Source organism: Streptomyces sp. NPDC001832 (assembly GCF_040297265.1).
Taxonomy (GTDB): domain Bacteria; phylum Actinomycetota; class Actinomycetes; order Streptomycetales; family Streptomycetaceae; genus Streptomyces.
In genome coordinates this window covers 45094-58908 of sequence record NZ_JBEOYU010000004.1, presented here as the reverse complement: position 1 = coordinate 58908, position 13815 = coordinate 45094, and the positions used below count along the sequence as shown (strand labels likewise).

Below are 13815 nucleotides of genomic sequence, written 5' to 3'. Positions count from 1 at the left end.
GGACCATTCCTACGCCGCCCTGAACCCCCGCAGCCGAAGCGAGTTGCCGACCACGAAGACCGACGAGAACGCCATCGCCGCGCCCGCGATCATCGGGTTGAGCAACCCGGCCGCGGCGAGTGGCAGGGCGGCCACGTTGTAGGCGAAGGCCCAGAACAGGTTCGTACGGATGGTGCCCAGCGTCTTGCGGGAGAGCCGGATGGCGTCCGCCGCGGCCCGCAGGTCCCCGCGCACCAGCGTCAGGTCGCCGGCCTCGATCGCGGCGTCCGTGCCCGTACCCATCGCCAGGCCCAGGTCGGCCTGCGCGAGGGCGGCCGCGTCGTTGACGCCGTCGCCGACCATGGCGACCGAACGGCCCTGAGCCTGGAGGCCCTTGATGACGTCGGCCTTGTCCTCAGGCATGACCTCCGCGTACACCTTCTCGATCCCGACCTCGGCCGCGACCGCCTCGGCAACCGTCCGGTTGTCACCGGTGAGCAGGATCGGGGTCAGACCGAGTGCCCGCAGCCGCTCGATGGCCTCCGCGCTGGTGTCCTTCACCGCGTCGGCGACCTCGAGGACCGCCCGTGCCTCGCCGTCCCAGGCGACCGCGATGGCCGTCCGTCCGGCGGCCTCCGCCGCGGCTTTCTGCCGGGCCAGCTCCACCGGCAGGTGTATCTCCCACTCCGCGAGCAGCTGCTCACGGCCGACGAGGACGGCATGGCCCTCGACGACGCCCTGGACACCGAGACCCGCGACGTTGGCGAAGTCCTCGGGGGTGGGCAGGGCGGCGCCGGTGCGCTCTGCGGCTCCGGCGGCGACGGCCTGGGCGATGGGGTGCTCGGAGGAGTGCTCCAGGGCGCCCGCGAGCCGCAGCACGTCATCCTCGTCCGTACCGTCCGCCGTGTGCACGTCCAGCAGGGTCATCCGGCCGGTGGTGACCGTGCCGGTCTTGTCGAGGACGATCGTGTCGACGCGGCGGGTGGTCTCAAGGACCTCCGGGCCCTTGATCAGGATGCCGAGCTGGGCGCCGCGTCCCGTACCGACCATGAGGGCGGTCGGAGTGGCGAGGCCCAGGGCGCAGGGGCAGGCGATGATCAGTACGGCGACGGCGGCGGTGAACGCGGCGGTCAGGCCCGCGCCGTTGCCGAGCCAGAGGACGAGCGTGCCGAGCGCGAGGGCGATGACAACGGGGACGAAGACGGCGGAGATCCGGTCCGCGAGGCGCTGGGCGGCCGCCTTGCCGTTCTGCGCGTCCTCGACGAGCCTGGCCATCCGGGCCAGCTGGGTGTCGGCGCCGATCCGGGTGGCCTCGACGACGAGCCGGCCGCCCGCGTTGAGCGTGGCCCCGGTGACCCAGTCGCCGACACCGACCTCCACGGGTACGGACTCACCGGTGAGCATCGACACGTCCACGGCCGACGCGCCCTCGACGACGGTGCCGTCGGTGGCGATCTTCTCGCCGGGGCGGACCAGGAACCGGTCCCCGACCTGGAGGTCGGCGGTCGGCACGGTCACCTCGCGGCCACCGCGCAGCACGGTCACTTCCTTGGCGCCGAGCTCCAGCAGCGCCTTGAGGGCCGCACCGGCCTTCCGCTTGGAGCGCGCCTCGAAGTAGCGCCCGGCCAGGATGAAGGCGGTGACTCCGGCGGCGGCCTCCAGGTAGATGTTCCCGGCGCCGTCGCTGTGGCCGATGGTCAGCTCGAAGGGATGAGTCATGCCGGTCATCCCGGCGGTGCCGAAGAACAGTGCCCACACCGACCACAGGAACGCGGCCGAGGTGCCGAGCGAGATCAGCGTGTCCATCGTCGCCGCGCCGTGCCTGGCGTTGGTCCAGGCGGCGCGGTGGAAGGGCCAGGCGGCATACGTGACGACGGGGGCCGTCAAGGTCAGCGAGAGCCACTGCCAGTAGTCGAACTGGAGCGCAGGGACCATCGACATGGCGATCACCGGCACGGCGAGCACGACGGCGGTGACCAGCCGCTGCCGCAGGGGCCGCAGCTCGTCGGCTTCCTCGGCCTTTGGGGTCTCGTCCTCGCGACGTATAGGGGGTGGGGGTTCGTGCGCGGTGTAGCCGGTCTTCTCGACGGTGGCGATCAGGTCCTGTACGGAGATGTCCTCGCCCCGGTAGCTGACCTTGGCCTTCTCGGTGGCGTAATTGACGGTGGCCTCGACGCCGTCCATCCGGTTGAGCTTCTTCTCGATACGGGCCGCGCAGGAGGCGCAGGTCATGCCGCCGATCGAGAGCTCGACCTCTGCGGTGGTGCCGTCGGCTGTGCTGGTGCCGGTTGTGGCGGTGTGCGCGGACACGATGTCCTCCCTGACGGAGATTGTATACCCCATGGGGGTATGAGTTGATGGTTCAGGTATACCCCCCACCCCTATGAAGTGCAAGTGTGATCCACCCTCGGGAGCTGGAGCGTGCGCGCCCGATCGCCTGGTATGCGTCCCGGCCTCGCGTATCTTCACGTCACATTGAGGCCGTGCCCTCGGCCGACCGCCCCGTAGGCTGGTCACTGGACTAGGGCGTGTTTCGAAAGTCCCGTCGTCCGCCCGAAGGGCGGGCCCCGCGGCGTCTGGTGCGTGCGATCGCAAGGCGGAGGGTCGTCCTCGTACTGGGCGTACGAGGACGATCCCGACAACGCGGCGAGCGTGCGTGCCAGGCGTCGCGGGGCAGGCGGGACTTTCGTAACACGCCCTAGGGCCCGGTGCCGCGCGCCACGCAGTCGGCCAGATGGTCGTCGACCAGGCCGCAGGCCTGCATCAGGGCGTAGGCCGTCGTCGGTCCGACGAAGCGCAGACCGCGCTTCTTGAGGCCCTTGGCCAGCGCCGTGGATTCAGGGGTGACCGCGGGAACGTCGCCGACGGTGCGCGGGGCCGGGCGTCCGGCCGGGTCGGGGGCGTAGGACCAGATCAGTTCGTCCAGCTCGCCGGCGCGCCAGCCGGCCAGTACCTGGGCGTTGGCGAGGGTCGCCTCGATCTTCGCCCGGTTGCGGATGATGCCGGCGTCGGCGAGGAGGCGCTCCTTGTCGGCGCCGGTGAACTCCGCCACCGCGGGGATCTTGAATCCGGCGAAGGCGGAGCGGAAGCCCTCCCGGCGGCGCAGGATCGTCAGCCAGGAAAGACCCGACTGGAACGCCTCCAGACAGAGCCGTTCGAAGAGGGCGTCGTCGCCGTGGACGGGGCGGCCCCATTCGGTGTCGTGGTACGTGAGGTAGTCCTCGGTGGAGAGCCCCCACGGGCAGCGCAGACCGCCGTCCGGGGCCGCTTGTGCGCCGCCGCTCATCGCTGGGGCTCCTCTCCGGGACGCTCTGTCTGCTGCGGGTCGTCCTGCCGAGGTGCCTCCCCCGGCGCCCCCGGACGGTCCTCGGGCCGCTCCCCCGTCAACTGCGGCCGGTCCTGCGGCCGCTTGCGGAGATCGGGGCCACCGGCCGTGGTCGCCCGCGCGCCTGCCAGCGCCGACTGCAGCTCCGCGATCCGCGCGTCCCGCTCGGCGAGCTCAGCGCCGAGCCGGCCGAGTGCCTCGTCGACATCCGTCATGCGGTAGCCGCGTACGGCCACCGGCAGCCGCAGCGCCTCGACATCCGCGCGGCCGACCGGGCGCGTCGCGGGCAGCGGGTCGGTCAGCTGCTCGGGGGCCACGTCCTGCAGGACGGCGCTCTTCCCACCGCCGAGCACCGCGAGGGTGACCGCAGCCACGACCACCACCATCGCCAGCAGCAAGAACCAGAACACGCGTATCTCCCCGGGAGCGGAAACCTGTCCAGGTCCGATCGTGCCATGCGGCGGTGACAGTTAGGGTCGCAGGCGACCCACGGGCGATCTACCAGAGGAGAAACACGGGATGCGAAGCGGTGTGCTCAGGCTGGGGCGGCGTGAATTCGGTGCCCACGAGCCAGTGATCATGGCGATCGTGAACCGTACTCCGGACTCCTTCTACGACCGGGGCGCGACGTTCCAGGACGAGCCGGCACTGGCCCGGGTCGAGCAGGCGATCGCGGACGGCGCGGCGATCGTCGACATCGGGGGTGTGAAGGCAGGACCCGGTGAAGAGGTGACCGCCGAGGAGGAGGCCCGACGCACGGTGGGGTTCGTCGCCGAGGTCCGGCGCCGCCACCCGGATGTGGTGATCAGCGTCGACACCTGGCGCCACGATGTCGGCGAGGCGGTCTGCCAGGCCGGTGCGGATGTGCTGAACGACGCCTGGGGCGGCGTCGACCCGAAGCTCGCGGAGGTCGCCGCGCGGTACGGCGCCGGACTGGTGTGTACGCACGCGGGCGGCGCCGAGCCGCGGACCCGGCCGCACCGGGTCACGTACGAAGACGTGATGGCGGACATCCTGCGGGTGACGGTGGGACTCGCCGAGCGGGCGGTCGGACTCGGGGTGCGGCCGGACGGGATCATGATCGACCCCGGTCATGACTTCGCGAAGAACACCCGGCACTCGCTGGAGGCAACCCGCAGGCTCGGCGAGATGACGGAGACCGGCTGGCCGGTCCTCGTATCGCTGTCCAACAAGGACTTCGTCGGGGAGACGCTCGACCGGCCCGTGAAGGAACGGGTGATCGGGACGCTGGCGACGACGGCCGTGTCCGCGTGGCTGGGGGCGCAGGTGTACCGGGTGCACGAGGTGGCGGAGACGCGGCAGGTGCTGGACATGGTGGCGTCCATCGCGGGGCACCGGGAGCCGGCCGTCGCGCGGCGCGGGCTGGCGTGAGCGGATCGGGGCTCCGCCCCGGTCCCCGCTCCTCAATCGGACGCTGTCGGTTGGTTACCAACAGCGTCCTCAGTCGCCGGAGGGGCTTGAGGATGTCCGGGCGAAGCCCCGGCTCTACCGGCCGACCTCCTTCGTCACGAGGTCGACCGCCTCGTCCACGTCGTCCGTGACGTGGAACAGCAGCAGGTCGTGCTCGGACGCCTTGCCCTGCGCCACCACCGTGTCCCTCAGCCAGTCCACGAGCCCGCTCCAGTACGCGGTGCCGAACAGCACGATCGGGAAGCGCGTGACCTTGCCCGTCTGGACAAGGGTGAGGGCCTCGAAGAGTTCGTCCAGCGTGCCGAGGCCGCCAGGCAGCACAACGAATCCCTGCGCATACTTCACAAACATCGTTTTTCGAACAAAGAAGTAGCGGAAGTTCACGCCGATGTCGACGTGCGGGTTGAGGCCGGACTCGAAGGGCAGCTCGATACCGAGGCCGACCGAGACGCCCTTCGCCTCCCGTGCCCCCTTGTTCGCCGCCTCCATGGCTCCGGGGCCGCCTCCGGTGATCACCGCGAAGCCGGCCTCGACCAGGGCCTTGCCGATCCTTACTCCCGCCTCGTAGTCCGGCCCGCCGGCCGGGGTGCGGGCCGAGCCGAAGACGCTGATGGCGCTCGGCAGCTCGGCGAGGGCTCCGAATCCTTCGACGAACTCCGACTGGATGCGCATCACCCGCCACGGGTCGGTGTGCACCCACTCGGAGTCGCCCTCGGTGTCCAGCAGCCGCTGATCGGTGGTGCCGGGCTGCACCTGGTCCCTGCGGCGCAGTACCGGCCCCTGTCGCTGTTCCTCGGGGATGTGCGCTCCCTCGGGGTTGCCCATGATCCGCTCCCTCCGACGACGATCGATGACCACCGGCGATGACCATCCGTGCTCAGAAGCTGTTGTCCAACCTTCGCTGGGCTCGGAACGCCTGGCACGGCCGCTCGCTGCGTTGCCGAAATGCCCTAATAGCTCCTTCCCCAAGCTCTCAAGGAGCAGGGGAGGCCCCATATGAGGACACTCCGGCGCCTTGCGATCGACCGCACCAGACGCCCCGAGCTGATCCAGCGGGGGTTGGACAACAGCTTCTGAGACCAGGGTAGATCCATGAAGGTTACGGACAGGGGAATACCGGAGGTCAGCTGGTGAGCCAGGAGCGGAGCCGCTCCTCGCAGTGGGTGATCCGCTCGACCACCACGTGCTCGTCGCGCTTGTGCGCGACGAGCGGGTCGCCGGGTCCGTAGTTCACCGCAGGGACGCCGAGAGAGCCGAAGCGGGCGACGTCGGTCCAGCCGAACTTGGGCCGGGCGGTGCCGCCGACCGCCGCCATGAACGCCTTGGCCGCCGGGTGGGCGAGGCCGGGCATGGCCGCGCCCGAGTGGTCGTCAACGGTGAATTCAACGACGCCGCAGTCCGCGAAGACCTCGTGGACGTGGGCCAGGGCCTCCTCGGCGGTGCGGTCGGGGGCGTACCGGTAGTTGACGACGACGGTGCAGACGTCGGGGATGACGTTGTCGGCGACGCCGCCCTCGATCCGGACCGCGTTCAGACCCTCGTGGTACTCCAGCCCGTCGATGACCGGTCGGCGTGGTTCGTACGCGGCGAGACGGGCGAGGACCGGGGCGGCGGCGTGGATGGCGTTGGAACCCATCCAGCTGCGTGCGGAGTGGGACCGCTCCCCTTCCATCCGGAGGAAGACCCGCAGGGTGCCCTGGCAGCCGCCCTCGACCTGGGCGTCGGAGGGCTCCAGGAGGACGGCGAAGTCGCCCGCCAGCCATTCGGGGTGGGCGTCGGCCACATGACCGAGTCCATTGAGGTGCGCGGCGACCTCTTCGTTGTCGTAGAAGACGAAGGTGAGGTCGCGGTTGGGTTCAGGCACGGTCGCGGCGATCCTCAGCTGGACAGCGACGCCCGACTTCATGTCGGAGGTGCCGCAGCCCCACAGCACGCCATTCTCGTCGAGCCGGGACGGGACGTTGTCGGCGATCGGCACGGTGTCGATGTGTCCGGCGAGCACGACGCGCTCGTCGCGGCCGAGGTTCGTCCGTGCCACGACGTTGTTGCCGTGCCGGTCGACGGTCAGATGCGGGAGAGTGCGGAGAGCCGACTCGATCGCATCGGCGAGCTCCTTCTCCTGACCGCTGACCGACGGGAAATCGACGAGCCGGGCGGTGAGCGCCGGGCCGTCGAGGGTGAGGTCAAGACTGCTTTCGAACATGGAACCGACCCTAACGGCCTGGTGCACGATAGAGAGTGGATCAGCGAGCGGCGTCATGCGGCTTCGAATCCAAGGCGGAGGAGGGAGGCGGATGGGGTCTCCCCTGCTCGAACGCAGCTGAGAGCTTGGGGAAGGAGCGTCGTCGACGGACGACAACGCCAGAGGCGGAGTCGCATGACGCCGGGAGCCCGCTCGCTATCGTGCACCAGGCCGTAACGGCCTCAGCGGCTCCCGGATGGCCTCCGATGTCCGATCAGAGTTCACCCAAGAGCCTCTCAGGCGGGCACTCGAGTACGGTGGCCCCGTGCCCCGGACCGTCTCCCCCGCCCCCCAACACACCGGCCGCAGCCGCCGCTCCCGTATCACGGCCGCCTTTGTCGTGCTTTCCGCGCTGGGCGGCTATCTGACCGTGCAGTACATCACCGGCAGCAAGATCATCGAAGGCTGCACCGTGGAGTCCGCCGACGGTTCGGCCGGCAAGGGCCGTACGTACCGGCTGAGCCCGGAGCAGGCTTCGAACGCCGCGACGATCTCCGCGGTCGGCACCTCGCGCGGGATGCCGGAGCGGGCGGTGACGATCGCGCTGGCGACCGCGTTACAGGAATCCGGGCTGCGCAATATCGAGCACGGCGACCGGGACTCGCTGGGGCTGTTCCAGCAGCGCCCTTCGCAGGGGTGGGGCACCGAGAAGCAGATCCTGGACCCGGTCTACTCCGCGGGTGAGTTCTACCGGCATCTGGCCGAGGTGCCCGGCTACTCGCGGCTGCCGCTGACGGTCGCCGCGCAGCGGGTCCAGCGCAGCGGCTTCCCGCAGGCGTACGCGAAGCACGAGCCGGACGCGGCGTTGCTCGCGGCCGCGCTGACCGGCCGTACGCCTGCCACGCTGAACTGCACGCCGCCGCGGACGACGGCCGCGAAGGCCGATGCGGCGAAGGTGCGGGCGGAGCTGGTGCGCAACTTCGGCAAGGACGTGCTGCCCACGAAGAAGCCGTCGACGGAGGACGGGACGGGCGCGGCCGGCGCGCCGGCGACCAGCACGGTCTCGGTGCCGGTGCGGGCGACCCGCGCCTCCAGGGACGACGACTCGGCGCGGCACGGCTGGGAGCTCGCGCACTGGGCGGTCGCGCAGTCCGAGGTGCTCCGCCTCGACAAGGTCGCGTACGCGGGCCAGGTGTGGGAGGCCGGGTCTGGCTGGCGGACGGAGCGTACGGAATCGGGCACCACCGAGGTCCGTATGCGGCTCGCGCTCTAGGGCGTGTTTACCTCAATCCCCGATCCCCTTGTGGGCAAAGGGAAGTGACGGCTCGTCGGATGATCCGGGAATGCGGCGTCCGCCCGGTTTCCTCCGTTGTGGATCAGAGACGCATTACCGACTCTTTACCTCGGCTCACCGCAACCTCCTCCGCCCTTACGACGGTTGTCATGGCGTCCGATCAACGGCCAGACAGATTCCTCATCCCGTCGAAGGAGCATCATGTCCCTCCCCCTGACCCGCCGGATCGCCCGTGCCGCGCTGCTGATCGCCGCGGGTGCCGCCCCCGTGGTCGGTGCGGCCGGTGCCGCGGGTGCCGCGGAGCTCCCGCAGACCCCGGAGCTCGGCGGTCTGACCGCCGTCGACGGCGCCGGCCTCGGCAAGACGGTCGACGGCACGTCCCAGCAGGGCACCGAGACGGCGGGCAGGACCGGCGGCAAGATCGTCGGAACGACCCTCCCGGCCGCGGGCAAGACGGTCGACAAGGCCGGCGACCAGGCCGCCCCCGCCGTACAGAACGCCGCCGGAGGTGCCGCGGGCAGCACGGGCGAAGTCCTCGGCAGCGCCGCCGGTGCCGCGCCCGAGGGGGGCCTGCCCACCCGGGGTCTGCCGATCGGCTGACCCGATCCGTCGGCACATCACACGCGAGGGGCCTCGGGAGTGTGCACCCCCGAGGCCCCTCGCGTGTACTGCCGGCTATCGGGCCAGCCGCTTGACCGCGGCGGCCACCCGCTCGTCCGTCGCCGTGAACGCGACGCGTACGAAGCGGTCACCGGCCGTCCCGTAGAAGTCGCCCGGCGCCACCAGAATGCCGAGTTCCGCCAGGTACGCCACGGTCTCCCAGCACGGCTCGTCGCGCGTGGCCCACAGGTAGAGGCTCGCCTCGCTGTGCTCGATCCGGAAACCGTGGGCCTGCAGCGCCGTGCGCAGGGCCGCGCGTCGGTCCGCGTACCGGGTCCGCTGCTCGGCGACGTGCTCGTCGTCGCCGAGCGCCGCGACCGTCGCCGCCTGGACGGGGGCCGCCGTCATCATTCCGCCGTGCTTGCGGATCAGCAGCAGCTCGCCGAGCACGGCCGCGTCGCCCGCGATGAAGGCCGCACGGTATCCGGCCAGGTTGGAGCGCTTGGAGAGCGAGTGGACGGCGACGATGCCCTCGTACGTACCCCCGCAGACGTCCGGGTGCAGTACGGAGACGGGCTCGGCATCCCAGCCCAGCTCCAGGTAGCACTCGTCGCTGAAGACCAGCACGTCGTGCTCGCGCGCCCAGGCGACGATCCGGATCAGCTCGTCCTTGGACAGGACGCGGCCGGTCGGGTTGGACGGCGAGTTGAGCCAGAGCAGCTTCAGGCCGGCCGGGTCCAGCTCCGTCGGATCGTCGTAGACGACGGGCTCGGCGCCGCAGAGCCGGGCACCCACCTCGTACGTCGGGTAGGCGAGGCGCGGGTACGCCACCTTGTCGCCCGCGCCGAGACCGAGCTGGGTCGGCAGCCAGGCCACCAGCTCCTTGGAGCCGACGACCGGCAGGACGTTCTCGTGCGCCACCCCCACCGCGCCGAGCCGCCGCTCCACCCAGCCGGTGATTGCGTCTCGCAGCTCGGGGGTTCCCCACACCGTCGGATAGCCGTGGCTGTCCGCGGCGGCGACGAGCGCCCGCTGGATCAGCTCGGGCACCGGGTCGACGGGCGTGCCGACGGACAGGTCCACGATGCCGTCCGGGTGGGCGGCGGCCGTCGACTTGTAGGGCGCGAGCTTGTCCCAGGGGAAGACCGGGAGACGGGAGGAGACTGCGGACACGGATCTCTGCTTTCTCGTACGGGGGTTCCGAGGGTTGCTCGGGGCGCTCGGGTGCAAAAACGCCTCGGTCCCGCACGGGGACGAGCCGTACGGGACCGGGGCGACGCGCGTGCCGGCCGCTGACTACTGATTCTGCGGCGGCAGCGCAGCGATGAACGCGTGGTCGCGTTCGATCAGGCCCAGCTTGGAGGCACCACCGGGCGACCCGAGGTCGTCGAAGAACTCGACGTTCGCCTTGTAGTAGTCCTTCCACTCCTCCGGGGTGTCGTCCTCGTAGAAGATCGCCTCGACCGGGCACACCGGCTCACAGGCTCCACAGTCGACGCATTCGTCCGGGTGGATGTACAAGGACCGCTGGCCCTCGTAGATGCAGTCGACGGGGCACTCTTCGATGCAGGCCTTGTCCTTCACGTCGACACAAGGCTGCGCGATGACGTAGGTCACGCTGTCGTTCCTCCTCGGTAGGGCGTTGGCTCTCGCGCGGGAGCGCGGCGTCGTCGATGCCCGCCCCTAGTATCTCCGTTCCCGGGCACGAACCGAACAGGAGGGGCGGACAGAGCTGTGGAATTCACCATCAGCGGACAACTCGAAATCCGAATTACACCCGCTGACGTGGGCAAACGGGTATCAGTCCGACGTACGGCCGAGCACGGCCCACAAGGGCCGAAGTTCACCGACACGGTCGGCGTTCTCACATCGTGGGACGGCGGTGTGCTGTCGATCACACCGAAGAGCGGAGACTCCGTCCGCATCGCTGAGTCGACGCTGGTGGCCGGCAAGGTCGTGCCCTCCGCCCCGGCCCGGCGGCGCGGCCCCGCGGCCTCCTTCGACGAGCTCGCACTCGTCTGCGCCCGCGCCTGGCCGCCGGTGGAGAGCGAGCCGCTGGGCGACTGGCAGCTGCGCGCCGCGCAGGGGTTCACCCGGCGCGCCAACTCCGTACTGCCGCTGGGCGATCCGGGCCTGCCGCTCGACGAGGCGCTCGAACGCGTCCGGCAGTGGTACGGGGAGCGGGACCTGCCCGCATACATCCAGACCGCGACCGGCGCCGAGGGCACCCAGGAGCAGCTCTGCGCGGAGCTGGAGCAGCGCGGATGGCGGCGCGAGGTGACGGCGGAGGTACGGATCGCCGCGCTGGCGCCGATCGGCGATCTGGACGCGGATGTGTCGGAGGTTCGGCTGAGCCGGGACCTCGACGAGACGTGGCTCTCCCGCTATCAGCGCTTCGAGACCCCGGGGCCGCACGTCCTGAAGGTGCTGCGCGGTGGCCCCTCGGTGTGGTTCGCATCGGTGCCCGGTGACGCCGAGGACGCGGCGCCCGCAGCGATCGGGCGGTGTGTGGTGGACGGGCGGTGGGCCGGCTTCATGGCCGTCGAGGTCGGTCCCGCGCACCGGCGCCGCGGGCTCGCCACCGCGGTGATGACCGCGCTCGCCCGCAAGGCCCTGGACGAGGGCGCGTCGGCGGCGTGGCTCCAGGTGGAGACGGACAACGAGGGGGCTCGGGGGCTGTACGAGGGCATGGGGTTCGCGGTTCATCACCTGTATCACCACTTCCGGTCGGCGTGACGGAGACGGACGACCCGATGAATCCTCACCACCCCGAGCAGCCCGAGCGTCCCGGCCTGGACGAGCTGCGCGGGCAGTTCGCCGAGGAGGCGCGCGCCGAACGGCCGGACCTCGCGCTGCTCTGCCTGCTGCTGGGCGCGGTGGCCGACCCGGCGCTGGACGCGAACGGGATCGACGCGGCGCAGATCGAACTGGACGAGCTGGCGGGCCGGCTTCCGTACGGGGTGCGGGGCGGCCGGGCCTGGGCCTCGGCCCTTGCCGAATTGCTTGGCGAACGGTACGGCTTCGCGGGCTCGTCGGCGGACTACCAGCGACTGGAGTCGTCGCTGCTGCACAAGGTGCTGCGTCGGCGTCGCGGGCTGCCGATCCTGCTGTCCGTGGTGTGGATCGAGGTCGCGCGGCGGGCGGGCGCTCCGGTGTACGGGGTGGCGCTGCCCGGTCACTTCGTCGTCGGGTTCGGTGATCCTTCGGAACGAGTGCTGGCCGACCCGTTCGACGGCGGCCGGCCGATGACCGGGCAGGACGCGGAGCTGCTGGTGGCGGGGGTGACCGGGGAACCGCTGGACGAGTCGATGCTGGTGCCCGCGCGGCCGCTGGAGATCGTGCTGCGGATCCTGAACAACATCAGGGCGTGGGCGGCGGCCCGTCCGGAGCGGACGGATGTGGCGCTGTGGGCGGTGGACCTGTCGCTGCTGTTGCCCTCGCATCCGGCCAGGCTGCGCTACGAGCGGGCGCAGCTGCTCGTACAGAGCGGGCAGTTTCTGCGCGGCGCGGCAGAGATGGAGGAGTACGCGGATGTGGTCGACGCGGTCGAACCCGAGGCGGCGGAGGCGATCCGGCGACGGGCGCGGGCGGCGCGGGCGCAGCTGAATTAAGGGAAGTCGTCGGCAGTGCTCGGCATGCTCTTGTTGAAACGCTCTGTCGAAACGGCATGAGAACGGCTCTGCCGGGGCCAGTAATTCTTTCTGAATGTCATCCTGACGTAGGTTGATCAATAGGACCGGCTCGGCGAGTTGCGCGAGCGCGAAATGAAGCTCATCCTGCTCGCCGGAATACAGGCGACCACGATCGATTCCAGCGTCGGCGGGGCGAACCGGTGGCCCGACGCGGTCGTGTCCAGTGCGCCGGCCGAATCGCCGGACCGAAGAACACGGGATGCACCAGCACCTGCCCGACCTGCACCAACAGCCCTTCGCCCAGCCTGCTGTGCGGGCGCGGCACCGCATTCTCGACATGCGCGACCAGCAGCGCGTAGTCCTGGTCGGCGAGAAGCCCGGTCAGGCCCTCCTTAACGACGTCGGAATGCGTCAGAATTCCTACATTCAAAATGCGAATAATGCTCCACTTCTTCAAGATTGGCAGCAAATTCTGCCTGAATGAAAATGAGAGTTCCGCGCATTATTTTCTCCTCGGCCGGTCGGCTACTGGGGGCACAGCAGTGGCCGCCCCGCACGACAACCAATTCGCCGGCCGGGAATTCATCGAGCAGGGGACATCTGCCGGAACCCGCGTGCCCACTCCCTGTGCTTTCGCACCCGACGGTCGAAGGCAAGCAGGTCAGCGTCTACGTATCAGCGAGTCACGTACGCCGCCACACGGATTCGAGGTGCGACTCCGGGCGGATTCCCGCCGGGCGCCGCGCGCACTTCTTGCCGAACATGGGAGTGAGTCATCTCAACTCCCTTTTCCGAACGTGATGTTCGAGATCATCGGAGAATCATCGCCGGGCCGGGCGGCGATCGGGCCGCCGCGTCAAATAGTCGGCAAACGAGTGGACCATCGCCGCCCAAACCTCACGCGGCGCTGCGTGCAGTCCAACGGGTGATTATTGGCTTTTCGCCACCCGAAGGGCCCACGACATAGCACCAATGCGGCATTTCCAATTGGCGCGGATTAGCTTTCTAGCTGACGGTAGATCACGTCGCTACTGCGCCACATTGAGTCGACATCCCGTCACTCTTCGCAGTCGCGCCGGAAGGAATGTGTTCAGATGCGCTCTGCCCGCACACTGTTCGCTTCGGCCGCTGTCACAGCGGTCCTTGCTATTACTGGTCCCTCCGCATACGCCTTGGTCACGGCCGCGGACTCGGGATACAACAGCGGATCGTCGTCCTCGCGCGACGACGAGAACGGAAAGTACGACTCCGACAACGGTGGCCATGGCGGCGACGAAGGCGGCAGCGACGAAGGCGGTCGCGCCAGCGACGAAGGCAGCAGCGACGAAGGCGGTCGCGCCAGCGACGAAGGCAGCAGCGACGAAGGCGGTCG

General features: G+C 70.0%; 13 protein-coding genes and 1 pseudogene. 6 read left to right on the top strand and 8 right to left on the bottom strand.

Annotation, left to right across the window (positions count from 1 at the left end; genetic code table 11):
- Nucleotides 1–9: 9 nt before the first annotated feature.
- From ABT115_RS05015 to ABT115_RS05005, 3 genes are all read right to left on the bottom strand, one after another.
- On the bottom strand, nt 10–2289 hold the full coding sequence (locus tag ABT115_RS05015) for a heavy metal translocating P-type ATPase (RefSeq protein WP_351784155.1): 2280 nt from the start codon (nt 2287–2289) through the stop codon (nt 10–12).
- Nucleotides 2290–2677: 388 nt separating this feature from the next.
- A complete protein-coding gene (locus ABT115_RS05010; RefSeq protein WP_351784153.1) occupies nt 2678–3265 on the bottom strand; it encodes a DNA-3-methyladenine glycosylase I in 588 nt (195 codons plus the stop codon).
- Nucleotides 3262–3714, bottom strand: coding sequence for a hypothetical protein (locus tag ABT115_RS05005; RefSeq protein WP_351784152.1), 453 nt, complete (start codon nt 3712–3714; stop codon nt 3262–3264). The genes ABT115_RS05010 and ABT115_RS05005 overlap by 4 nt, the downstream gene beginning before the upstream one ends.
- A 121-nt stretch (nt 3715–3835) precedes the next feature.
- On the opposite strand from ABT115_RS05005, the gene folP reads away from it, so the two are divergent.
- Nucleotides 3836–4696 (top strand): dihydropteroate synthase, encoded by an 861-nt coding sequence (gene folP / locus ABT115_RS05000; protein ID WP_351784502.1) that lies wholly within the window; start codon nt 3836–3838, stop codon nt 4694–4696.
- A 114-nt stretch (nt 4697–4810) separates the two neighbouring features.
- Here the strand turns inward: folP and ABT115_RS04995 are convergent, their stop codons facing one another.
- Together ABT115_RS04995 and dapE are read right to left on the bottom strand one after the other, a co-directional pair.
- On the bottom strand, nt 4811–5560 hold the full coding sequence (locus ABT115_RS04995) for an LOG family protein (RefSeq protein WP_351784150.1): 750 nt from the start codon (nt 5558–5560) through the stop codon (nt 4811–4813).
- A gap of 298 nt (nt 5561–5858) precedes the next feature.
- On the bottom strand, nt 5859–6938 hold the full coding sequence (gene dapE, locus ABT115_RS04990; RefSeq protein ID WP_351784148.1) for a succinyl-diaminopimelate desuccinylase: 1080 nt from the start codon (nt 6936–6938) through the stop codon (nt 5859–5861).
- A gap of 304 nt (nt 6939–7242) precedes the next feature.
- On the opposite strand from dapE, the gene ABT115_RS04985 reads away from it, so the two are divergent.
- Nucleotides 7243–8190, top strand: coding sequence for a hypothetical protein (locus ABT115_RS04985; RefSeq protein WP_351784146.1), 948 nt, complete (start codon nt 7243–7245; stop codon nt 8188–8190).
- A 222-nt stretch (nt 8191–8412) separates the two neighbouring features.
- Nucleotides 8413–8811, top strand: a complete 399-nt coding sequence (locus ABT115_RS04980) for an ATP-binding protein (RefSeq protein ID WP_351784144.1) — start codon at nt 8413–8415, stop codon at nt 8809–8811.
- Between the two features lie 75 nt (nt 8812–8886).
- On the opposite strand, the gene ABT115_RS04975 is transcribed toward ABT115_RS04980, so the two are convergent.
- Together ABT115_RS04975 and fdxA are read right to left on the bottom strand one after the other, a co-directional pair.
- The gene (locus ABT115_RS04975; protein WP_351784142.1) at nt 8887–9984 is read right to left on the bottom strand and encodes a bifunctional succinyldiaminopimelate transaminase/glutamate-prephenate aminotransferase; all 1098 of its coding nucleotides are present in this window, start codon (nt 9982–9984) and stop codon (nt 8887–8889) included.
- 123 nt (nt 9985–10107) lie between these two features.
- Nucleotides 10108–10428, bottom strand: coding sequence for a ferredoxin (gene fdxA / locus ABT115_RS04970; RefSeq protein WP_018956287.1), 321 nt, complete (start codon nt 10426–10428; stop codon nt 10108–10110).
- 117 nt (nt 10429–10545) lie between these two features.
- Here fdxA and ABT115_RS04965 point away from each other — a divergent pair, with 117 nt between their 5' ends.
- Nucleotides 10546–11547 (top strand): GNAT family N-acetyltransferase, encoded by a 1002-nt coding sequence (locus tag ABT115_RS04965; protein WP_351784140.1) that lies wholly within the window; start codon nt 10546–10548, stop codon nt 11545–11547.
- Between the two features lie 17 nt (nt 11548–11564).
- On the top strand, nt 11565–12422 hold the full coding sequence (locus ABT115_RS04960; RefSeq protein WP_351784500.1) for a transglutaminase family protein: 858 nt from the start codon (nt 11565–11567) through the stop codon (nt 12420–12422).
- Nucleotides 12423–12582: 160 nt separating this feature from the next.
- On the opposite strand, the gene ABT115_RS04955 is transcribed toward ABT115_RS04960, so the two are convergent.
- Nucleotides 12583–12900, bottom strand: coding sequence for a hypothetical protein (locus ABT115_RS04955; protein WP_351784138.1), 318 nt, complete (start codon nt 12898–12900; stop codon nt 12583–12585).
- A 637-nt stretch (nt 12901–13537) separates the two neighbouring features.
- Between ABT115_RS04955 and ABT115_RS04950 the strand changes: the two are divergent.
- Nucleotides 13538–13815, top strand: a pseudogene (locus ABT115_RS04950) (hypothetical protein); the annotation flags it as partial.